The 20,053-nt window shown below is 76.1% G+C and carries 18 protein-coding genes; 5 read left to right on the top strand and 13 right to left on the bottom strand.

All coding sequences use genetic code 11. The features are described from left to right. Positions 1–158 precede the first annotated feature (158 nt). The gene (locus CWOE_RS25270; RefSeq protein ID WP_012936498.1) at positions 159–710 is read right to left on the bottom strand and encodes an HhH-GPD-type base excision DNA repair protein; all 552 of its coding nucleotides are present in this window, start codon (positions 708–710) and stop codon (positions 159–161) included. A 129-nt stretch (positions 711–839) separates the two neighbouring features. On the opposite strand from CWOE_RS25270, the gene CWOE_RS34220 reads away from it, so the two are divergent. Together CWOE_RS34220 and CWOE_RS33085 are read left to right on the top strand one after the other, a co-directional pair. Continuing rightward, entirely contained in the window at positions 840–2,207 is a 1,368-nt protein-coding gene (locus tag CWOE_RS34220) for a Vgb family protein (RefSeq protein WP_012936497.1), read from the top strand. 155 nt (positions 2,208–2,362) lie between these two features. Then, positions 2,363–3,073: a YrhK family protein gene (locus tag CWOE_RS33085; protein ID WP_012936496.1), complete on the top strand. Its 711-nt coding sequence runs from the start codon at positions 2,363–2,365 to the stop codon at positions 3,071–3,073. Here the strand turns inward: CWOE_RS33085 and cydC are convergent. From cydC to CWOE_RS25245, 4 genes are read right to left on the bottom strand one after another with little or no spacing between them, the layout of a single operon-like run. Beyond that, a complete protein-coding gene (gene cydC, locus CWOE_RS31450) occupies positions 3,065–4,903 on the bottom strand; it encodes a thiol reductant ABC exporter subunit CydC (RefSeq protein WP_012936495.1) in 1,839 nt (612 codons plus the stop codon). The genes CWOE_RS33085 and cydC overlap by 9 nt on opposite strands. After that, positions 4,900–6,615, bottom strand: a complete 1,716-nt coding sequence (gene cydD / locus CWOE_RS31445) for a thiol reductant ABC exporter subunit CydD (RefSeq protein ID WP_012936494.1) — start codon at positions 6,613–6,615, stop codon at positions 4,900–4,902. The genes cydC and cydD overlap by 4 nt, the downstream gene beginning before the upstream one ends. Next, positions 6,615–7,964 carry a cytochrome d ubiquinol oxidase subunit II gene (gene cydB / locus CWOE_RS31440; protein ID WP_012936493.1) on the bottom strand — a complete coding sequence of 450 codons (1,350 nt, stop codon included), beginning with the start codon at positions 7,962–7,964 and terminating at the stop codon, positions 6,615–6,617. Before cydB ends, cydD begins: the two co-directional genes overlap by 1 nt. A gap of 12 nt (positions 7,965–7,976) precedes the next feature. Further along, on the bottom strand, positions 7,977–9,392 hold the full coding sequence (locus CWOE_RS25245; protein ID WP_012936492.1) for a cytochrome ubiquinol oxidase subunit I: 1,416 nt from the start codon (positions 9,390–9,392) through the stop codon (positions 7,977–7,979). A gap of 148 nt (positions 9,393–9,540) precedes the next feature. On the opposite strand from CWOE_RS25245, the gene CWOE_RS25240 reads away from it, so the two are divergent. Next, a complete protein-coding gene (locus tag CWOE_RS25240) occupies positions 9,541–10,695 on the top strand; it encodes a histidine kinase dimerization/phosphoacceptor domain -containing protein (RefSeq protein WP_012936491.1) in 1,155 nt (384 codons plus the stop codon). Continuing rightward, positions 10,676–11,263: an ANTAR domain-containing response regulator gene (locus tag CWOE_RS25235; protein ID WP_160165563.1), complete on the top strand. Its 588-nt coding sequence runs from the start codon at positions 10,676–10,678 to the stop codon at positions 11,261–11,263. The genes CWOE_RS25240 and CWOE_RS25235 overlap by 20 nt, the downstream gene beginning before the upstream one ends. A gap of 3 nt (positions 11,264–11,266) precedes the next feature. Here the strand turns inward: CWOE_RS25235 and CWOE_RS31435 are convergent, their stop codons facing one another. The 8 genes from CWOE_RS31435 to CWOE_RS25190 are packed head-to-tail and all read right to left on the bottom strand — an operon-like array spanning position 11,267 to position 18,629. After that, the gene (locus CWOE_RS31435; RefSeq protein WP_148261153.1) at positions 11,267–12,637 is read right to left on the bottom strand and encodes an alkaline phosphatase family protein; all 1,371 of its coding nucleotides are present in this window, start codon (positions 12,635–12,637) and stop codon (positions 11,267–11,269) included. Further along, positions 12,634–13,224, bottom strand: a complete 591-nt coding sequence (locus CWOE_RS25225) for a hypothetical protein (protein ID WP_012936488.1) — start codon at positions 13,222–13,224, stop codon at positions 12,634–12,636. Before CWOE_RS25225 ends, CWOE_RS31435 begins: the two co-directional genes overlap by 4 nt. Continuing rightward, on the bottom strand, positions 13,221–13,886 hold the full coding sequence (locus CWOE_RS25220; protein WP_012936487.1) for a hypothetical protein: 666 nt from the start codon (positions 13,884–13,886) through the stop codon (positions 13,221–13,223). The genes CWOE_RS25225 and CWOE_RS25220 overlap by 4 nt, the downstream gene beginning before the upstream one ends. A 13-nt stretch (positions 13,887–13,899) precedes the next feature. Then, on the bottom strand, positions 13,900–14,955 hold the full coding sequence (locus CWOE_RS33955; protein ID WP_012936486.1) for a hypothetical protein: 1,056 nt from the start codon (positions 14,953–14,955) through the stop codon (positions 13,900–13,902). Continuing rightward, complete coding sequence (locus CWOE_RS25205) at positions 14,939–15,826, bottom strand: phosphate ABC transporter ATP-binding protein (RefSeq protein ID WP_012936485.1); 888 nt, start codon at positions 15,824–15,826, stop codon at positions 14,939–14,941. The genes CWOE_RS33955 and CWOE_RS25205 overlap by 17 nt, the downstream gene beginning before the upstream one ends. Beyond that, the gene (locus tag CWOE_RS25200; protein ID WP_012936484.1) at positions 15,823–16,779 is read right to left on the bottom strand and encodes a PstA family ABC transporter permease; all 957 of its coding nucleotides are present in this window, start codon (positions 16,777–16,779) and stop codon (positions 15,823–15,825) included. Before CWOE_RS25200 ends, CWOE_RS25205 begins: the two co-directional genes overlap by 4 nt. Beyond that, positions 16,776–17,777, bottom strand: a complete 1,002-nt coding sequence (locus CWOE_RS25195; RefSeq protein ID WP_012936483.1) for a PstC family ABC transporter permease — start codon at positions 17,775–17,777, stop codon at positions 16,776–16,778. The genes CWOE_RS25200 and CWOE_RS25195 overlap by 4 nt, the downstream gene beginning before the upstream one ends. A gap of 9 nt (positions 17,778–17,786) precedes the next feature. Next, a complete protein-coding gene (locus tag CWOE_RS25190; RefSeq protein ID WP_012936482.1) occupies positions 17,787–18,629 on the bottom strand; it encodes a substrate-binding domain-containing protein in 843 nt (280 codons plus the stop codon). 163 nt (positions 18,630–18,792) lie between these two features. On the opposite strand from CWOE_RS25190, the gene CWOE_RS25185 reads away from it, so the two are divergent. Further along, positions 18,793–19,905 carry a glycerate kinase gene (locus tag CWOE_RS25185; protein WP_041730946.1) on the top strand — a complete coding sequence of 371 codons (1,113 nt, stop codon included), beginning with the start codon at positions 18,793–18,795 and terminating at the stop codon, positions 19,903–19,905. Positions 19,906–20,053: the final 148 nt, after the last annotated feature.

Genomic DNA, 20,053 nt, shown 5'->3' with positions numbered 1-20,053 from the left:
AGGACCGATGGTCCGACCAAGTTTGGCGGATCATAGCGAGGCGGCGGGCGGCGTGTAGGCGGTCGGCGCCGAGCTGGCGCGAGCGCCCGCGCGCGCACCTCGAAGCGAGGCCGGTCGGAGAGGAGAGCGGGAAGGTCGGCGTGGAGCGACGGCGCGCGCTACGAGGCGGTGTGCGCCTTCGACCACTCCGCCTTGTGCAGCTTCTTGGCGGCCTGGTAGTCGGCCAGGGCCTGCTGCGAGTCGACGTCGCCGAGCGTCGGGTGCCAGGGCACCAGCTCCTGCGCGGCGGCGACGCCGTACTGCTTGGCGAGCACGGCGCCGAGCGACTTGACCTTCATCTCGCCGAAGCCCGGCAGCGCCTCGAGGTTCGCGCGCAGCTCGCCGGCGTCGGCGGCGGCGGTCCAGACGCGCGCGGCGTCGCCGTCGTAGCGGTCGCGCACGTGCACGGCCAGCTCGTGGACGCGCTTGGCCATTGCGCCCGGGTAGCGGTGGAGCGCCGGCTTCTCGCGGAAGACCGGCTCCAGGTCCGCGTCGGCGAGCGTCGCCGCGTCGATCGCGCCGAGCCGCTCCTGCAGCACCAGCGGACCGGCGAACGCCTTCTGCACGGTCACCTGCTGGTCGAGCGCGAAGCCGACCAGCAGCGCCATCGGGTCCGACGCGATCAGCGCGTTCGCGGCGTCGTCCTCGGTGAAGTGCAGGCGCTCGGGCACGACCGGATCGTACCCGAGCGCCGCCGCGGCGAATTCGACACGGCATGTGTCATGCGCTTGACAGATCTCGTGCGCCTCCGCGCGGAGGATGGGATCGTCCTGTTCGTCCGAGTCGAGGAGCCATCCGAGATGCGCACCGCACGCCTGCTTCCCCCGTTCCTGCTCGCCGGAGCGCTGCTCGGCCCGCTCGCGGGCGTCGCCGCGGCCGCGCCCGCCGTCGACGGCGAGTTCGCGCTCGGCGCCCAGCCGCGCCATCTCGCGCTCGGCCCCGACGGGAACATGTGGGTCGCGCTCGACGGCGTCGCCGACGACGTCGCGAAGGTCGCGCCCGACGGCAGCGTGACGAAGTACACGGCCGCGGCGATCACGAACCCGGTCGGGATCGCGGCCGGCCCCGACGGCAACCTGTGGGTCACCCAGAACGGCGCCGTCGTGCGCTTCTCGCCCGCCGACCCGACGACCGCGAGAGCGTTCCCCGTCCCGCAGATCGTCGATCCGCGCGCGATCGTCAGCGGGCCGGACGGCAACCTCTGGACCGCCTCCGCCGACAGAGCGATCCAGGTCACGACCGCCGGCGTCGCGAGAGACTTCACCGTCCCAGGGATGGGCGCGCGCGGGATCGCGCGCGGCGGCGACGGCGACCTCTACATCGCCGACTTCGGCGGCCAGCGGGTCGTCGGGCTGACGACCGCGGGCGTGCCGACGTTCTACAGAACCGGCGGCGGGCCGCAGGAGGTCGCGGCGGGCCCCGACGGCCGCATCGCCTACACCAACCCGACGAACGTGCCGCAGCAGGTCGGCCGCTTCGTGCGCGGCGGCAGCGTCGCCACGACCGACGTTCCCGGGACCGACCCGTTCGGCATCACGCTCGGCGACGACGGCGCCTGGTGGACGGCCGACTTCGCCAGATCGACGATCAGCCGCCTGACGACCGACGGCGCCGTGACGCCGCTCGCCGGCCTCAGCGCCGGGTCCGGCCCGCGCTTCGTCGCGACCGGCGCTGGCGGCACGCTGTGGGTCGCGCTGGAGACGTCGCAGAGAGTCGCGCGCGTGACGGGTGTGACCGCGCCGCCGCCGCCGCCCCCGCCCGCACCGCCGGCCCCGCCCGCGCCTCCGCGGCCCGTCGACCCGCGTCCGGCCGACCGCCTCGCTCCGCGCATCGCGCTCACGCTGCCGAGACGGATCGTCGCCGGGCGCGCGCTGACGGCGCGGATCGCGCTCTCCGAGCCGTCCGCGCTGACGATCCGCTTCCAGCGTGTCCTGCCCGGCCGCCGCGCCGGCCGCGCGTGCGTGCGACCGACGCCGCGGCTGCGCAGAGCGCGCCGCTGCACCCGCGCCGTCACCGTCGCGAAGGCGACGCGGCGTGCCGGCGGTCTGCGCGTGAGGGTGGTCATCGCCGGCCGGCGCGTGAGAGCGGGACCGAGCCGCCTCGTCGTGACCGCGACCGACGCGAACGGCAACCGCACGACGCACGTGGTGCGGCTGACCGTGCGCTGAGTGGTCCGGGCGGGCGGCGTCGACCCGCCCGCCCGCTGCGTCGGTCGCGTCGCCGGCCGCTCCGGCGTGCGCGCGCCGCCGCCGCCCGCCGTCCGCCCGCGCGCGTCCCTCGCGGCGTGCATCCGTCGCGCAGACCTGCGACGGTGCGCGCTGCGATGGGCACGCACGCGAGCGGAATCTGGTGGCGACCCGACCGGCTCGCCTGGTGGACGGGCGTGCTGTTCGCCGTCGGCTCGGTGCTGTTCCTCGTGCCCGGGATCGCCGCGCTCGGCTCCTCCGCCGACTGGATCTCCGTCGCCTTCTTCGCCGGCTCGATCGGCTTCACGAGCGCGGCGCTGCTGCAGCTCGTCGCCGCTTCGGAGGTCCCGCATCGCGGCCGTCCCTCGCACGAGCGGCGGCGGCTGCGGCCGCGCGCGTGGCTGCCGCAGCGGATCGACTGGCTCGCCGCGTCGATCCAGTTCCCCGGCACCGTCCTCTTCAACATCAACACGTTCGACGCGATGAGCAAGGCGCTCAGCACGAGCCAGATGGACATACGCGTGTGGGGGCCGGACATGATCGGCTCCGGCTGCTTCCTCGTCGCGAGCCTGCTGGCGTTCGCGAACTCCGAGCACCGTTGGCTGTCGTTCCGGCCGCGCGACCCCGACTGGCAGATCGCCGCCGTCAACCTCGCCGGCTCGATCGCGTTCGGCGTCTCGGCCGTCGCCGCGTTCGTGCGGCCGTCGACCGGCGCGGCGCTCAACGACGCGCTCGCCAACGGCGGGACCGCCGTCGGCGCGCTCTGCTTCCTCGTCGGTGCGCTCCTGCTGCTGCCGCAGGCCGACCGGCAGCAGCGCGCGCCGCGCGGTGCCGCTCCCTCAGGCTGACGCCGGGCGCAGGCGCCCGTCGCGCAGCTCCAGCACCTCGTCGAAGGCGTCGAGCCCGATCCGCTCGTGCGTGATCAGCAGCACGCCGCGCTCCCCGCTCGCCCGCGCGAGCTGAGCGAGCAGCGCCTGCGCCGCCGGCGGGTCGAGCATCGCGGTCGGCTCGTCGAGCAGCAGCAGCTCGGCGGGGGAGACGAGGCAGCGCGCGAGCGCGATCCGCTGGCGCTGGCCGCCGGAGACCGCGAGGCCTTCCTCGCCGACGAGCGTCGCCGCGCCGTCGGGCAGCGCGTCGACCCACGGACCGAGGCCGGTGGCGCGCAGCGCGACGCCGACCGCGGCGTCGTCGGCGCCGGGCGCGCCGATCCGGACGTTGTTGGCGATCGAGGTCGCGAACAGGTGCGCATCCTGGCCGGCGAGCCGCACGCGGCCGCGGACGGCCGCCGGGTCGAGCGCCGCGAGCGGGACGCCGCCGAGCGAGACGGTCCCTTCGTCCGGCGCGGCGAGCCCGGCGAGCAGGTTCGCGAGCACGGTCTTGCCGGCGCCGCTGGCGCCGACGATCGCGACCTTGCGCCCCGGCGCGAGCGTCAGCTCGGCGCCGTCGAGCACCGTCGCCCCGCCGAGCGCGTGCCGCAGCCCCCGCGCGGTGAGCGCGCCGTCCTGGGTTGTGGTCGTCCTGCGACCACTGGGCAGGACGGCGGTGGGGGCGAGTGGCGCGGCGGCGGGCGGCGCGCCGTGGGCGGCGGGCGAGCGGCGGACGCCCGGGAGCGGCGGCGCGGCTACGGGCGCGCGGCGCGTGGCGAGGACGGGCGGCGCGGCTTGGCGCAGCCGCTCCTGGGCGGCGGCGACGCCGACGGCGCGGACGGCGGCCTCAGGGAGCGCGCCGACTGGCTCGAACGCGCCGAGCGCGAGCAGCGCGAGCGCGCCGAGCCAGACCGGCTCCAGCCGGCCGTCGCCGACCGGGCCGACGGCGACGGCGAGCACGGCGACGAGCGTCGCGCCGGCGACGAGCGCGCCGAGCCCTTGCGCGGCGGCCGCGGCGGCCGCGTCGCGACGCCCGATCCGGGCGAGCGCCGCCGACGCGGCGTCGATTCGCGCCAGCCGCTCGCCCGCGCGGCCGGCGACCGCGAGCTGCTGCGCGGCGTCCATCGCCTCGGCCAGCTCGTCGGTCAGCGCCGCGCGCGCGGCGCCCTGGCGGCGCAGTGCGCTGCGGGCGGCAAGGAACGCGACCCCGGGCACGAGCGTCCCGGCGGCGAGCAGGCCGCCGCCGAGCACGAGCCCGGCCGCCGGCAGGATCAGCGCCGCGAGCGCGGTCGCGACGAGCGACGCGGCGACGGCGACGAGCGCCGGCGTGCGGACGCGCACGTCGCGGTGCTGCAGCTCGTCGACGTCGGTGACGAAGCGGCTCAGCAGGTCGGCCGCGGCGGGCGTGGACGGCTGCGGCGGCCGAGCGACGAGGCGGCGGTACCAGTCGACGCGCAGCAGCGCGAGCTGGCGGAAGGCCGCGTCGTGCGCCGCGAGCCGCTCGCCATAGCGCCCGAACGCCCGCGCCAGCCCGAGCGCCCGCACGACGACGATCGCGGCCAGCAGCGCGAGCACCGGCGGCTGCTCGGCCGCGCGCGTCACGAGCCAGCCCGACGCCGCCAGCAGCGCCATCCCCGACGCGGCCGCGAGCACGCCGAGGGAGACGACCCGCAGCCGCTCGGCGCCCGCGCCGCGTCGCTCGGCCGCCCCCGCGCCGCTCGCGCCTGCGCCGCCCGCGTCTGCGCCGCCCGCCCCCGCGCCGCCCGCCGGCGCGCCGCCCGCCCCCGCGCCGCTACCGCCCGCGCCGCTCACGCCGCGGCTCCTTCCAGCAGCTCCGCGACGCGGCCGGCTTCGAGCGCCACGACCTCGTCGCAGACCGCGACGAGCGCGGGATCGTGGGTCGAGACGATGGCGGTGCGGCCGGCGGCGGCAGCGCGGATGCCGGCGGCGACCATCGTCGCGCTGGCCGGGTCGAGGTGGGCGGTCGGCTCGTCGAGCAGCAGCAGCGGAGCGGTGGAGAGCAGCGCGCCGGCGAGCGCCAGCCGCTGCGCCTGCCCGCCGGAGAAGCCACGGCCGCCGGCGCCGACCGGCGTCGCGAGCCCGGCCGGCAGCGCGGCGACGATCGCGTCAGCGTCCGCCCGTCGCAGCGCCAGCGCGAGCGCGTCGCCGGGCGCGTCGGGGCACTGCAGGCGCAGCATCTCCTCCAACGGTCCGCGCAGCAGCGCCGCGCGCTGGGGCAGCCAGGCGATTCGCGGCCACCACGCCTCGGACGCGACGGCGCGCAGGTCGGTCGCGCCGCAGAGGACGGCCCCCTCGTCCGGCTCGGCGAGGCGGGCGAGCAGTCGCAGCAGCGTCGACTTGCCCGCACCGGACGCGCCGACGAGCGCAGTCAAGCGCCCGGGCGTGAGCGTCAGGTCGAGCCCGTCGAGCGCCGGCGGCCGCCCCGCTCCGCCGTCGACCCGCACGCCGCGGAGCGTGAGCGGGGCGCGGGCGGGGTCGGGCGGATCGAGGAGTGGAGGATTGACCACGCCCACGGTGGTCAGATCTCCACTCCTCCCGCCGACCGGCTCGTCGAGCAGTTCCAGCAGCGTCTGCGCGGCGGCGGCGCCGTCCTCGGCGGCGTGGTAGCGCTGGCCGGCGAGCCGGAGCGGGACGTAGACCTCGGGCGCGAGCAGCAGGACGAGCAGGCCGGCTTCGAAGCCGAGCGAGCCGCCGGCGAGCTGGACGCCGACGACCGCGGCGGCGATCGCGGTCCCGACCATCGCCATCAGCTCCAGCACGAGCGCGGACAGGAACGCGACCCGCAGCGCGGCGACCGACTCGCTGCGGTAGCGCTCGCCGATCGCCCCGAGCGTCTCCGCCTGCGCCTCGGCGCGGCCGTGGGCGCGCAGGGTCGGCAGGCCGCGCACGACGTCGAGGAAGTGCGAGCCGAGCACCCCGAGCGCCAGCCGCCGCTCGTCGATCCGCTCCGCCGACTCGCGCCCGACGAGCACCATGAAGACGACGACGAGCGGGAGCGTCACCGCCAGCAGCGCGCCGACGAGCGGGTCGTGCCAGAGGATCACGCCGACGAGCCCGACGGGCACCGCCGCCGCGAGCGCGATCTGCGGGACCGCCTTCGCGTAGTACTCGGCGAGCGCGTCGACGCCGTGGACCGCGGCCGTCGCCAGCTCGCCGCGGCGGGCGTCCTCGACGCGCGGCGTGCGCGCCGCCAGCACGTGCGCGGCGACGCGGTGGCGCAGCGCGCCCATCGCGTGCTCGGCCGCGCGGCGCCCGAGCCATTCGGTCAGCGTCGCCAGCAGCGCGCGGCCGGCGAGCGCGAGCGCGAGCGTCACGACCAACGGCCGCAGCGCCGCGAGGTCCTTGCCGCCGAACGCGGCGCCGTCGACGATCCGCGCGAGCGCGAGCGCCTGCACGACGAGCAGCACCGCGCCCGCGAGGCCCGCCGCGACCGCGCCGCCGAGCAGCACGCGCGTGCCGCCGGCGAGGCCGAGCAGCCGGCGGTGGACCTCGCGCGGGGTCATCAGCCGGCCTCGCCGCCCGTCCGCGGTCCGCCGCGCGGGCGGAAGCCGGGGCCGTGGAAGCCGGGGCCGCCCGTCGCGCCGCCGCCGGCCGGCCCGCCCGCGCCCGGTCCTCCAGGCCTGTCCCCACCCGTCAGCCGGGCGATCAGGTCGACGGGACTCGGCTGGCGCTCGCCGACGTCCGCGCGCGTAATGCGGTGGCGGAAGGCCCAGTAGGTCCACGCTTGGGCGGCGAGCAGCAGCGGCACCATCAGACCCGCCAGCACGGTCATCAGCGTGAGCGTGTAGCTGCCCGCGGCGACGTCGGTGAGCGCAAGGCCCGCGCCGCCGCCGGCTGCGGCGATCGCGTCGGGGAAGAGGACGCAGAACCAGCTCGCGACGAGCAGCCCGATCGCCGCGCTCGCGGCGGCGAAGGGAGCGGCGCCGGACCGGCCGCCCGCGCCGCCCGCGCCCGCGCCAGCGCCGCCCGCGCCAGCGCCGCCCGCGCCAGCGCCGCCCGCGCCAGCGCCGCCCGCGCCCGCGCCGCCCGCGCCCGCGCCGCCCGCGCCCGCGCCGCCCGCGCCCGCGCCGCCCGCGCCCGCGCCGCCCGCATCCACGCCCGCGCCCGCGCCGCGCCGCGCGAGCAGGGCGACCAGGGTCAGCGCCACCCCACACGAGACGAGCGCGATCCAACCGGCCGCTCCGGGCGTCGAAGCGGCGCCGGTCCAGGCGAGGAAGCCGATCCCCACCACGGCCGCGACCGGAGCCGCCAGCGCCAGCTCGCCCGCGGCACGCGAGCGCACGCCGCCGTCGGTTCGCAGCATCAGGAACGCTGCGCCCTGCGCGCGGCAGAGCGCGACGAGCGCGAGTCCGCCGAGCACCGAATACGGCGTCACGACGTCGAGCGGGGAGCCGACGACCTCCTCGCCGCGCAGCGAGAGACCATGCACGGTCGCGGCCCACATCAGGCCCCAGCAGAACGGCGCGACCGTGCTCGACAGCTCGATCACGCGCTCCCAGCGCAGCCGCCAGCGCTCGTCCTCGCGCTTGCCGAGCAGCTCGATCCCGGCGTTGCGGGCGACGATCGACAGCAGCACGACCGCGAGCGGCAGGTAGAGGCCCGACGCCCAGGCGGCGTACCAGCCGGGGAACGCGCCGAACATCCCGACCACGGCGACGATCACCCAGACCTCGTTCGCCGCCCACGTCGGGCCGATCGCGTGCAGCGCGACGCGGCGGTCGAGCTGGTCGCGGCGCACGCGCCGCAGCAGCATCCCGACGCCGAAGTCGAACCCCTCCAGCACCAGGTACAGCACCCACAGCACGGCGATCGCGACGAGCCAGACCGACTGCAGCAGCGTGAGATCAGCCATCGGTTCAGCCTCCTAGTAGGTGAGGGCGAGGTCGGCGGGCGAGCGGCGCCCGCGCGCGGGCGGCGAATCGGAGGCGCGCCCGTCCGCCGGCGCCTCCAGCCCCTCGCGCACCTCGTGCGCGGCGACGCGGCCGGCGAAGAAGAAGACGGCGCCGTAGAAGACGGCGAAGCCGGCGAGCGAGAGACCGACCGTCCACGCGCCGACGTTCGGCGAGTTCGCGACGTCGGTCCGCAGCAGGCCGTCGATCACCCACGGCTGGCGCCCGCCCTCGCGCAGCAGCCAGCCGCCGGCCTGCGCCAGGAACGGCAGCGCGGTCGCGGCGAGCGCGAGCTGGAGGAAGCGGCGCGAGCCGGCCAGGCGGTCGCGCACGGCGAGCCAGCAGCCGAGCGCCATGATCGCTATCAGCGCGGTGCCGCCGCCGACCATCGTGCGGAACGACCAGTACATGAGCCCGACGACCGGGACGTAGTCGCCCGGGCCGTATCTCTGCTCCGCCTCCGTCTGCAGGTCGTTGATCCCGCGCACGGTCGACTGCGTCGACAGCTGGTTGATCAGCGACAGCGCCGCCGGCACCTTCAGGTCGACGATCAGCTCGCCGGGGTTGGTCGAGAGCCCGCCGAGCGCGAACAGCGACAGGCCGGCTGGCTTCTCGGTCTCGTACAGCGCCTCGGCCGCGGCCATCTTCATCGGCTGCTGCTTCATCGCGAGCATCCCCTGGAAGTGGCCGAAGGTCGCGGTCGACAGCGCCGCGAACAGCCCGACGAAGACGGCGACTCTGGCGACCGCGCCGAAGGCGGCGCTGTCGCGGCCGCGCAGCAGGTGGAACGCCGCGATCGCGAGCACGACGACCGTGCCGGCGAGCAGCGCGCCGGAGACGACGTGCGCGACCGTCAGCCCGACGGTCAGGTTGAACAGCACCGGCACGATGTCGGTCAGCCGTGCGCTGCCGTCGACCAGCTCGTAGCCGACCGGGTGCTGCATCCACGAGTTGGCGACGAGGATCGCGTAGGCGGAGACGACCGTCGCGCCCGCGACGATCCAGACGCAGGCGAGGTGCAGCCGTCTCGGCAGCCGGCCCCAGCCGAACATCCAGAGGCCGAGGAAGACCGCTTCGACGAAGAACGCGCCGAGCCCTTCGAGCGCCAGCGGCGCGCCGAAGACGTCGCCGACGTAGGCGGAGAAGCGCGACCAGTTCATGCCGAACTGGAACGTCTGCATGATCCCCGTCAGCACGCCGACGGCGAACGACAGCAGCATCAGCTTGCCGTAGAAGCGCGTCAGCCGCAGCCACTTCTCGTCGCCGGTTCGATGCCAGCGGGTCTGCATCGCGGCGACCCAGAAGACGAGGCCGATCGAGACGCCGATGACGGCGAAGTGGACCAGCGTGGTGAAGCCGAACTGCAGGCGGGCCAACTCGAGGCTGTTCACGGGGATGACTCCGGATCGCGGGCGCTCGCCGGACGTGGCGAGCGATGGGTGCGGGCGATCAGGACCCTGTGACGGCGTCGTCGTGAACAGCGCGTCGAGCGTGACGATACCAACACGGCGCGCGCGGCCCGCCCCCTACCCTGCATGCATGGCGGTCGCCTCCCCTCAGCAGAACACGCGTCGCGAGGCGATGCGCGCCGGGCTGCTGCTCGGCTGGCTGTCGGTGATCGCGGTGCTCGTCGCGGTCGCGCTCGACGTGCCCGCGCAGCACCCCGGGCTGGCGGTCGCGCTGGCGCTCGCGGCGGCCGTCGCGAACGCCGGGATGGCGCTGCTGCCGTGGTCGCGCCTGCTCGGCGCCGCCGCCACGCGCATCCGCCTGGACCTGTGGGCCGGCGGGCTGCTCGTGTTCGTCGCGGCGCTCGTCGTCGTCGGCGGCGCGCAGGCGCGCTTCGACCTGCTGCTGTTCCTCGTCCTCCCGTTCATCGCGGTCACGCACGAGGGCCGCAGACTCGCCGCCTGGCTGGCCGCCGCCGCGGTCACGTTCGCGGCCGCGATGGCGCTGGCGCCCGACCCGCTGTCGGCGGCCGAGGTCGCGCTCCACGTCGTGCTGCTGAGCGCGTCGGTGATCCTGGCGATCAGCCTCGCCCGCGCGACGCGCGAGGCGGCCGCCGCCGCGGCGCGCGCGGCCGCCGCCGCCGAGTTGGAGCAGGCGCTCCTGGCCGAGGCCCACCACCGCATCAAGAACAGCCTCCAGACGGTCGCCGACCTGCTGCTGCTCGGTCGGCCGGCCGACGCGCACGACGCGGTCGCGTTCGACGCGACCGCCGCCCGCATCCGCTCGATCGCCGCCGTCCACCACCTGCTCGCCGGCCAGCGCGGCGGGACCGTCGCGACCGACCAGCTGCTGCGCACGGTCGTGGCCGCGAGCGCGACGGCGCAGGACGAGGTCGTCGTCGTCAGCGACGAGCTGCTGCTGGAGTCGGCGCAGGCGCAGCAGCTCGGCGTGATCGCCAACGAGCTGGTCGCCAACGCGCTGCGCCACGGCCGCCCGCCCGTGACCGTGCTGCTGGCGAGCGGCGGGATGGCGGGCGAGGGAGCCGTGCGGCTGGAGGTGCGCGACGGCGGCCGGATCGCGCCCGCCGGCGAGCCGCCGCCGGCGGCCGCCTCTGGGCTGGGGCTGACGCTCGTGCGGCAGATCGCCGAACGCGGCCTGAACGGCAGCTTCGCGCTGGAAACGCAGCACGACGGGACGACGAGCGCGGTGCTGCGCTTCAATGTCGGCGATGCGCATCCTGATCGCTGAGGACGACCCGGTCATCGCGATCGGGCTGATCGCGCGCCTGAGAGCGCTCGGCCACGAGCCGCTCGGGCCGGCGTCGGACGGCCAGCACGCGATCGAGCTGGCCCGCGAGGACCCGCCCGACCTCTACCTGTTCGACGTCGACATGCCGCGCGTCGACGGGCTCACCGCCGCGCGCCTGCTGGCGGAGGAGGGGCTGCGCCGCCCGATCGTCGTGATCACCGGCGTCGACGACCCGGACGTCGTCGAGCGCTCGATCGCCTCGGGCGTCAGCGCGTACCTGACGAAGCCGATCGACGACCGCGCGCTCGACGCCGGCATACGTCTCGCGGCCAGCCGCCACGACGAGTTCAAGGCGCTGGAGGCGGAGGTCAACCGCGCGCAGCAGGCGCTGGAGGACCGCAAGCTGATCGAGCGCGCGAAGGGGATCCTGATCGCCGCGACCGGGATCACCGAGCCGGAGGCGTTCCGCCGCATCCAGCGCGCCGCGCGCGACCGCAACCTCAAGCTGGTCGACGTCGCGCAGCGGATCGTCGACCAGCGCGCGCTGCTGGAGAGAGGCGAGGAGTAGCGCTCAGCCGTCCCCCGGCGGCGACGCGTACGCGTCGCCGAGCACGGTCGGTGCGAACGAGCGGGCGCTCGCGGCGCGCGCGATCGGTCTGAGCGCGAACAGGTCCTCGACCGAGCGCAGCAGCGAGTACGGGCCGTAGTCGCCGCCGGCGGTCGCGCCGGCCTTCGCGAAGCGCGACACGAGCAGCGCCCCGTTGGGCGGCTGCGCGCCGCCCGCGAACGTGACGATCAGCAGCCCGTCCTTGCGGTAGGCCGGCGAGGCGAGGATCTTCGGCACCCATCTCGCGAGGAACGCGTCGGCCGCGGGCAGGCCGCCGGGCGCGCCGTCCACGCACGGCGACTCGCTCCCGTCGTTGCAGAGGTTGGGCGCGACGAAGGCGTAGTTCGGCGTCGATCTGACCGCGCGCAGGTCGCCTTCGAGCCGTTCGAGCGGGCCGTCCTTCGCGTCGCAGTCGCCGAGGTCGAGCAGCGAGTGGTAATAGACGAACGGGTTGTGCCGCGTCGCGTAGCCGTCGCCGACGCGCGCTCTGACGGTGTCGTCGGCGGCGTTGGACGCCGGGCGGCGGCAGGCGGCCGTTCTGGCCGGGCCGCGGTCGAGGTCCTCGACGTAGGCGCGCCAGTCGAGCCCTCTCGAGGTCAGCTGGTCGGCGACGGTGAGGACCGTGTTGGGGAAGACGCAGCCGTCGGCGCGGATCTCGCCGGAGGCGGTCGGTCTCGTGCTCGGCGGGATCTCGGCGAACGTCGGGCAGCCGGCGTTCGTCGATGCGTTCGGCGGCTGCCCGCCGATCATCGCGAGGTAGTCCGGCAGGTCGGCGGTGCCGAGCGGGCGGTAGCCGCTCAGCAAGGTCCCCTTCGGCCGCAGCCGTCTCGACAGGTACGGCGCCGCCGACTGCGGGCCGAACGTCGCGTCGAGCCCGTGGCCGGCGAGCGCGATCACGAAGACGTGTCTGATCTTCGTCGGCTGCGGGTCGGGGTCGGCGGCCTGCTCGTCCGCGCTGGCCGGGCCGGAGCCGCCGCTCCCGGGATCGCGCTCGTCCGCGTCCGGGCCGGGCGCAGGGTCGGCGGCCGGCTCGCCGCTCGCGTCCTCGCCGCTGCTCGCAGCGTCGTCGCCGAGCGTGCCGGTGTCGTCGAGCGCGGCGTCGTCGGCGGCCGCGTCGCTCTCCGCGCCGGCGGTCCCGTCCGTGTCGGCCGCCGCGGCGTCGCCGGCGGGTGCGGCGGCGGGCGGGAGCGCGGCCGTGACGGTGCGCGGCGTGTAGCTCGCGACCGCCCGCATCGCGCTCTCGCCGCGCGAGCTGCCGCGCCCGCCCTCGACCAGCACGAGCACGGTCGCCAGCAGCGACAGCGCCGCGATCATGGCGGTCTGGGTGCGCGTCACGCGTCCGTCCCCGGGCTGGGGGAGCTGGGGGCGCCGGGCGCCGAGCCGTTGGCGCCGCGGGTGGGGCTGCGCGCGTCGGGCGCGGAGTCGTGTCGGCCGGCGCCGGAGCCGTTCGCTCCGGGCGCGGAGCCGTTCGTCGCGGGGGCGGCGTCCGGCGGCGGCGCCGGGTCGACCCACCCGCTCAGGACCTGCCCGCAGCGCCAGCAGAAGCGTGCCTCGACGCCGTGCGTCGCGGCGCATGCCGGGCAGGTGCCGGCCGGCGGGCCGTCGTCGCCGCGGAGCGTGCGCTCGACCTGCGCCAGCGCGGCGTCGACCCGTTGCAGCTCGGCGGCCTTGCGCGTCAGCACGTCCATCCGCACGTGGTCGCGGATCGCCATCTCGTAGAAGACGCCGCCCAGCTCGGCCTGCATCAGCGTGAAGCGCTGCGCGAGCCGCTCGTGCTCGGCCAGCAGCTCGTCGTCGCGCGCGGGCGGCGGAGGCTCGGCGGCGGCGTCGCGGCGCGCCTGCGCGGCGATCCGCTCGGCCGGGACCATCCCCTCGGGGAGCCCGTCGCCCGACCGCCGCGACAGCCAGCGCGGAAGCTTCACGGGATCACGATCTGGTCGGGCAGCCCGCGCTGCGAGTCGACGTACGCTCTGCCCTTCGAGTTGACGATCTTGTCGAGCGCTCTTCTGCTCTCCTCGCGCGTCTTGTCGGTCGTTCTCGCGCCGGTCAGCTCACGCGCGTCGCCGTAGCGGCTTCTGCTGAGCAGCGTGTTGCCGTCGCTCGTTCTGCCGGCCCTTCTCGCTCTGCCTCTGCCTGCTCTGCCGCCGGTGTCCCCGCCGTCGTCCGTCGCGCCGTCGGCGGTGGCCGCGGGCGCGCCGCCGCCGACGACGCTCACGACGGGCGCCTTCTGCGCCTTCAGCGCGTCGAGCAGCAGCTGGTCGTCGTCGGCCCCGCCGCGCCCGACGACGACGCCTGCCGCCGCCGCGAGCGGCAGCAGCGCGAGCAGCAACGCCGTCCGCACGCCGTGGCCCGCGCCGCCCCCGGCCGCCGCCGGCGTCGCAGGCGCAGCGGCGGCGCCTGCCCGCGCGCGCTGGTCGGCCGCGGCGAAGTACTGCGCGACGGGGTCGGCGGCCTGCGACCGCCGCGCGCCGCACGCGACGCAGTAGCGCTGGCGCTCGTCGAGCGGCGCCTGGCAGTGGTCGCAGCGCTCCCAGCGGCCGTGCGGAGGCGGCGCCAGCGGCGGCATGCGTTCGGTGTCGGTCATCGGTGCTGCCTCCTCATCGGAAGATCGTCGCGATCGCGTGGACGCGCGGCGTGCGCCCGCGCGCGGGGCCGGTCAGCGGGATCCGCGCGGTCGTCCGCTCGCCCGTCCCGAGGTGGTCGATCGACGCCTTGCCGGCGGCGACCCAGCGGCGCCCGTCGCGCACGAGCGCGTAGACCTGCGCGTCGTACTGCGGGATGCCGGAGCGGTTCTCCACGACGACGCGCGTCGCTGTGACGGCCGCCGAGCGGCCGCGCTCGTGGCCTGCGCCGCCGCCTGCGCCGCCGCCTGCGCCGCCACGGCCCGCGCCGCCGCCGCCTGCGCCGCCACGGCCCGCGCCGCCGCCGCCTGCGCCGCCACGGCCCGCGCCGCCGCCGCCTGCGCCGCCCGCGCCCGCACCGTCCGCGCCCGCCGGCACCGCGCTCGCGACGAGTCGCGGCACCTCGGCCGCGCTGCTGATCGCCGGCGCGGCGGGCGCGCCGACGACCGCGAACGGCCGCCCGGCCGGCACCGCGCGTGCTCGCGCCGTGAACACCCACGTCGCCGAGCCGCCGGCGGGGATCGCCGGCACGTGCGTCTGGAACCAGTCGAGGCCGCGGCGGCCGTTGAGCCGCACGCGCCGGCCGCCGCGCGTCCGCACCCCGACCGCGATCGGCACGTCGGTCAGCGGCTGCCGCGCGCGGCTGCGGAGCGTGACGACGATCGCGGAACGGCGCGCGCCGCGCACGAGCGCCGCCTCGGTCACGCGCAGGCGCGGGTCGGCGCGCACCGTCCGCTGCGGCTCCCGGCTCGCCAGCTCGCGCGTCGCTCTCAGCTTCGCGCGCGCGTTCTTCTGCTGCGTCGAGACGCAGCCCGCGAGCGCGCAGGCGGCGAGCAGGCCGACCGCGGCCGCGCCGCGCGCGCATCGCGCCGCCGCGCCACGCGCACACCGCGCCACCGCGCCGGGCCCGCATCGCGCCGCCGCGCCGCGCGCACACCGCGCCGCCGCGCCGCGCCGCGCCGCGGCGCCGCCGCCGCCGGCCGCGCCGGCCGCCCCGTCTCCGCGCGCGCCCATCTCAGCCGAACCCGCCACTGACGTACTCCTGCGTGCGCACCTGGCGCGGGGCGCCGAAGACCTGGTCGGCCGGGCCGTACTCGACCAGCTCGCCGAGGTACATGAACGCGACGTAGTCGGCGATCCGGTACGCCTGTTGGAGGTTGTGCGTCACGATCACGACCGCGACCTGCTCGCGCAGCGTCACGATCAGCTCCTCGATCACCTGCGTCGACTGCGGGTCGAGCGCCGAGCACGGCTCGTCGAGCAGCAGCACCTCGGGGTCGGCCGCGAGCGCACGGGCGATGCAGAGCCGCTGCTGCTGGCCGCCGGAGAGCCGCAGCGCGGGATGCGAGAGGTCGCCGGCGACCTCCTCCCACAGCCCCGCCCGCTCCAGCGCGCTCTGCACCGCGCTGCGCAGCTCGCGCTTGCGCGGCCGCCGCGACGCCTGCTCCCGCAGCACGTAGGCGACGTTGTCGAAGACGCTCATCGGGAACGGGTTCGGCTGCTGGAAGACCATCGTCACGCGGCGCCGCAGCGCGGTCGGCTCGAGCGTCGCGATGTCGGTCCCGTCGAGCGCGATGCGGCCCTTCATCGACGCCGTCTTCGTCAGCTCGGTGAGGCGGTTGAGCGAGCGCAGCAGCGTCGTCTTGCCGCAGCCCGACGGGCCGATCAGCGCCAGCACCTCGCCCTGGCGGATCGGCATCGAGACGGCGTCGACCGCGAGCTTGCGGCCGTAGGCGACCGACAGCTGCTCGACGTGCATGCGGTCGACCGCGAGCGGCGCGGGGCCGACCCGCCGGCGCGGCGCGCCGACGAAGCTCGGCGCCTCGGCGGGTGCGGCGACGGTGACCGCCTCCTCGCCCGCGAGCGGCAGCCGCCGGACCGGCGGCGGGGTTGCGAATCTCATCTCCAGCGCCTCCCGCGCCGCACGGCGAAGTCGACCGCGACGTTCAGCAGCAGCACCATCGACAGCAGCACGAAGCCGGCGGCGTATGCCTTCGTCGGCTGGTTCGCCTCGCCCGTCGGCGCGTTCGCGTAGACGTAGCTCGTGAGCGTGCTGCCGGTCCCGCGCAGGGTCTCCAGCAGCGGCACCTCGCCGGCGCCGTTGAAGCGCAGCGTCGCGCCGAGCAGCAGCACGATGATCGCCGTGTCGCCGATGATCCGCCCGACGCCGAGCATCGCCCCGGTCACGACCGACGGCCGGGCCGCCGGCAGCAGCACGCGACGCGTCGTCGTCAGCTTCGTCTTGCCGACCGCGTACGACGCCTCGCGCACGTGGCCGGGGATCGCCTGCAGCCCCTCGCGCACGTTCGCGACGACGAGCGGGAGCGCGACGAACGACAGCATCGCCGCCGCGGCGAAGAACGAGCGGCCGTAGACGACGCCGTCGTTGGTGCGGCTGAAGAGCGCGAGCGCGCCCTGCTCGAACAGCAGCGTGCCGAACAGCGCGAAGACGATCGACGGCGTGCCGGCGAGCATCTCGACGGTCGACTCGGTCACGCGCGCGAGCGCCGACGGGCGGCCGTACTCGCTCAGCCAGACGCCGACCCCGAGGCCGACCGGGAAGGCGATCGCCATCGCCATCGCGGCGACGATCACGGTCCCGAGCAGCGGGTCGAGGAAGCCGCCGGTCTCGCTCTCGCTGAAGCCGGCGGCAGGCGAGGTGACGAACAGCTCGGGGCGGACGTAGCGCAGCCCTTGGACCATCATGTAGAGCACGATCGCGGCGGTCACGACCAGGAACAGCACGCCGAGCACCCACGCCAGCGCGAGCCCGAGACGGTCGGTCAGCCGCCACGACGCGCTCGACTCGCGCGCCGAGCGGCGCGCGGCCGGCGGCGGCGCCGTCACGCCGCTCACGCCCGCACCCCGTAGCGCTTCATCGGCTGCTTCACGGCCCAGCCCGCGAGCGACAGCATCACGGCTGAGAACAGCAGCACCGCGGCGATCGCGAAGATCGTGTGGCGCATCGGCGGCGACGTCAGCTCCTCGGACGACTGCAGGATCGTCGCCGCGAGCGGACGCGTCGGTTCGAGGAAGAAGATCACGCCGTCGGCGGGGTTCGGCGCGAACGCGACGCCGCCGGTCACCATCGCCAGCATCACCGCCTCGCCGAGCGCCCGAGCGGTCGCCAGCACGGTGCCGGCGACGAGCGCCGGCCGCGCGGTCCGCACGCCGATCTTCCAGAACGTCCGCCAGCGGTTGATGCCGAGCCCGAGCGAGCCCTCCAGCCAGCCGCGCGGCACCGCGCGCAGCCCGTCGGCGAAGACGGCGATCATCAGCGGCGCGATCATCAGGCTGAGGATCAGCACGCCCGCGAGCAGGCTGTAGCCGCTGAGCGAGACGATGTACGAGACCGAGCGGCGGTGCTCGTCGGTGATCACGTGCTCGCCGATGAACGGCACCAGCACGAGCACGCCGACGAGGCCGAAGATCACCGACGGCACGCTCGCGAGCAGGCGCACGACCGGTTCGAGGATCCGCCGCATCCACTCGGGCGCGAACTCGACGACGAAGACGGCGACGAACAGCGCCGCGAAGAAGCTGAGCGCGACCGCGCCGCCCGTCACGAGCAGCGTGCCCCAGATGATCGGCCAGGCGTGGAACGTGTAGGCCGGCTCTCTGAGCAGGTTGGCGGAGGTGAAGATCTGCTGGATCTGCTGGTCGGGGTTGCCGCCGCCGCCGAACCAGGCGAGGCCGTTGTGGGAGAACGACGGCCACGCCTCGAGGAAGACGAAGACGATCACGACGAGCACGAACGCGAGCACGCAGCAGACCAGCGCGCCGAGCGTGAGCTCGGCGCGCTGGTCCGGCAGCAGCCTGCGCGGCGCTCGCCTGGGAGGGGCCGCGAGGGCCATCGGGCCTGCTCAGCCCTTCTTCGGCGGCTTCTTCGCGTTGAACGCCGGCACCGCTCCGGCCTTGTCGATCACTCTGCCGGCGGCGTAGCTCGTCCGCACCCAGTCGCCGAACTTCGTCGCGGTTCTGTTCGGGCTTCTGGCCGGCAGCACGAGCCAGGCGTAGCGCGACAGCGGGTACTTGAGCGTGCGGATCGCGCTCGGCGCGCACGGCTGACCGTCGAGGCTGAGCCGCTTGACGCCGCTGCCCGGACCGGAGTTGGCGAGGCCGACGTAGCCGATCCCGGCCTGGTTTCTCGACACCGCGACGGCGACCTCGCCGTCCTTGTCGAGCGCTGTCACGTTCGTCGCCTGCGTCTGTCCTCTGAGCACGGCGCTCTGGAAGAACGTGTAGAGCCCGGCGGTCGAGAAGCGGCCGAACGCCGAGATCGGCGCGTTGAGGCTGGAGCCGACCGCCGGCCACTCCGTGACCGTGCCGAGGAAGATGTCGGCGACCTGCTGGATTCTCAGCCCCGAGACGCTGTTGGCGGGGTTGACCGCGACGCACAGCCCGTCGAGGAAGAGCTTCGAGTAGCTGAGTCCGGAGTCCGACGGCAGCGGCGGCCGCGTCTGGATCGCGAACGCGCTCTTGCCGTCCTGCACGTCCTTGGCGCCGGCGTTGCCGTTGTTGGCGGTGAAGACGAACTTCGTCTTCGGGTCGACCTTTCTGTAGGCCTTGAAGAGCGCCTCCAGGTACGGCACGCTGGCGCTCGATCCCGACCCGAACACCGTTGCGGCGTGGGACGACGCCGGCCCCGCGAGCAGTGCGGCCGAGACGATCAGCGCACCGGCGAGGCCCTTGGCTCTCTGACTCATGCAACCCCTTTTCTGACAAGATTCCGTGTTAATCCGATCGGTTTGGTGGAGATTAGCAATTCTCAGGTTTGCGGATCAAGGTTCGGGGTAAATCGGCGCGGCGCCAGCCGCCGGCGCCTCTCGGGCAGCGGCGCGCGGCGGGCCGCGTGTAGGGTGGCCGGCCGTGACCGAACGGACTGGACCACGGGTGCTCTGCGCCCCGGACAAGCTGCGCGGCGCGCTCGACGCGCGCGGCGCGGCGCACGCGCTCGCGGAGGGCGCGCGAGCGGCCGGCGGAGTGCCGCACGAGCTGCCGATCGCCGACGGCGGCGAGGGAACGCTCGACGCGTTCCTCGACGGCGCGACCGTCCACGAGCTGACCGTCGAGGACGCGCTCGGCCGCCCGCGCAGCGCGCGGCTGCTGGAGCTGGCCGACGCGCCCGACCCGGCCACGGCCGCCGGGGGGACGTTTCTGGTCGAGGCCGCCGAGGCGGTGCCGCTGCACGCGCTCGCCGAGCACGAGCGCGACGTCGAGCGGGCGTCGTCCTACGGTGCCGGCGAGCTGGTGCGCGCGGCGCTCGACCGCGGCGCGCGGCGGATCCTGATCGCCGTCGGAGGGGTCGCGACGGTCGACGGCGGCGCGGGTGCGCTGCAGGCGCTCGGCGCGCGCTGCCCGCGCGACGGCGCCGGTCTGCTCGCCGCGCCGGAGATCGACCGCAGCGACCTCGACCCGCGCCTCGCCGGCGTCGAGATCGAGCTGCTGGTGGACGTCGCCGCGCCGCTGACCGGGCCCGACGGCGCCGCGCACCGCTTCGGCCCGCAGAAGGGCGCCACGCCGGAGCAGATCGCCGCGCTCGACAGCGCCCTCACGCGCTGGGCCGACGCGCTCGGGATCGACCCCGCGACGCCCGGCGCCGGCGCGGCCGGCGGCCTCGGCGCCGCCTTCCAGGCGATCGGCGCGCGCACCGTCGCGGGCGCCGACGCCGTGCTGGAGCTGACCGGCTTCGACACGCTGCTGGCCGAGGCCGACCTCGTGCTGACCGCCGAGGGATCGGTCGACGCCTCGACGCTCCAGGGCAAGGCGGTCGCCGCCGTCGTCGCGCACTGCGCCAAGGCCGGCGTCCCGGTCGAGGTCTTCGGCGGCCGCGTCATCGACGAGGCCGCCGTCGAGCTGCGGCGCCGCGGCGCGCGCGACGTGCGCCCGCTCGGCCCCGCCGGCCGCCCGCTCGCCGAGGCGTTCGCGGCAGCCGCAGACGAGCTGGCCGCCGCGGCCGAGGCTGCGACGCGCCGGACCTGACGCCGCCGCGCCGCCGCGCTGAGCCGGCGTGCGGCCCACATGGACCTGGCGGCGAAAGCGGGTCATGCAGTTCCGACCCCGCGGCGGTTGGTGCCCGCGGCGGGCCGCTGAAAACTTGCTCCAGCGCCGCGGCAGCGCGGCAACGGAG

It is taken from the genome of Conexibacter woesei DSM 14684 (genome assembly GCF_000025265.1).
GTDB classification, from domain to species: Bacteria; Actinomycetota; Thermoleophilia; order Solirubrobacterales; family Solirubrobacteraceae; genus Conexibacter; species Conexibacter woesei.
This window is presented reverse-complemented; position numbering and strand designations above follow the sequence as displayed.

Excerpts from the sequence above, each read along its gene's own strand:
- CWOE_RS34220 (WP_012936497.1), top strand. The coding sequence starts at position 840 with ATGCGCACCGCACGCCTGCTTCCCCCGTTCCTGCTCGCCGGAGCGCTG.
- CWOE_RS33085 (WP_012936496.1), top strand. The coding sequence starts at position 2,363 with ATGGGCACGCACGCGAGCGGAATCTGGTGGCGACCCGACCGGCTCGCC.
- cydD (WP_012936494.1), bottom strand. The coding sequence starts at position 6,615 with ATGACCCCGCGCGAGGTCCACCGCCGGCTGCTCGGCCTCGCCGGCGGC.
- cydB (WP_012936493.1), bottom strand. The coding sequence starts at position 7,964 with ATGGCTGATCTCACGCTGCTGCAGTCGGTCTGGCTCGTCGCGATCGCC.
- CWOE_RS25240 (WP_012936491.1), top strand. The coding sequence starts at position 9,541 with ATGGCGGTCGCCTCCCCTCAGCAGAACACGCGTCGCGAGGCGATGCGC.
- CWOE_RS25235 (WP_160165563.1), top strand. The coding sequence starts at position 10,676 with ATGCGCATCCTGATCGCTGAGGACGACCCGGTCATCGCGATCGGGCTG.
- CWOE_RS25220 (WP_012936487.1), bottom strand. The coding sequence starts at position 13,886 with ATGACCGACACCGAACGCATGCCGCCGCTGGCGCCGCCTCCGCACGGC.
- CWOE_RS25205 (WP_012936485.1), bottom strand. The coding sequence starts at position 15,826 with ATGAGATTCGCAACCCCGCCGCCGGTCCGGCGGCTGCCGCTCGCGGGC.
- CWOE_RS25195 (WP_012936483.1), bottom strand. The coding sequence starts at position 17,777 with ATGGCCCTCGCGGCCCCTCCCAGGCGAGCGCCGCGCAGGCTGCTGCCG.
- CWOE_RS25190 (WP_012936482.1), bottom strand. The coding sequence starts at position 18,629 with ATGAGTCAGAGAGCCAAGGGCCTCGCCGGTGCGCTGATCGTCTCGGCC.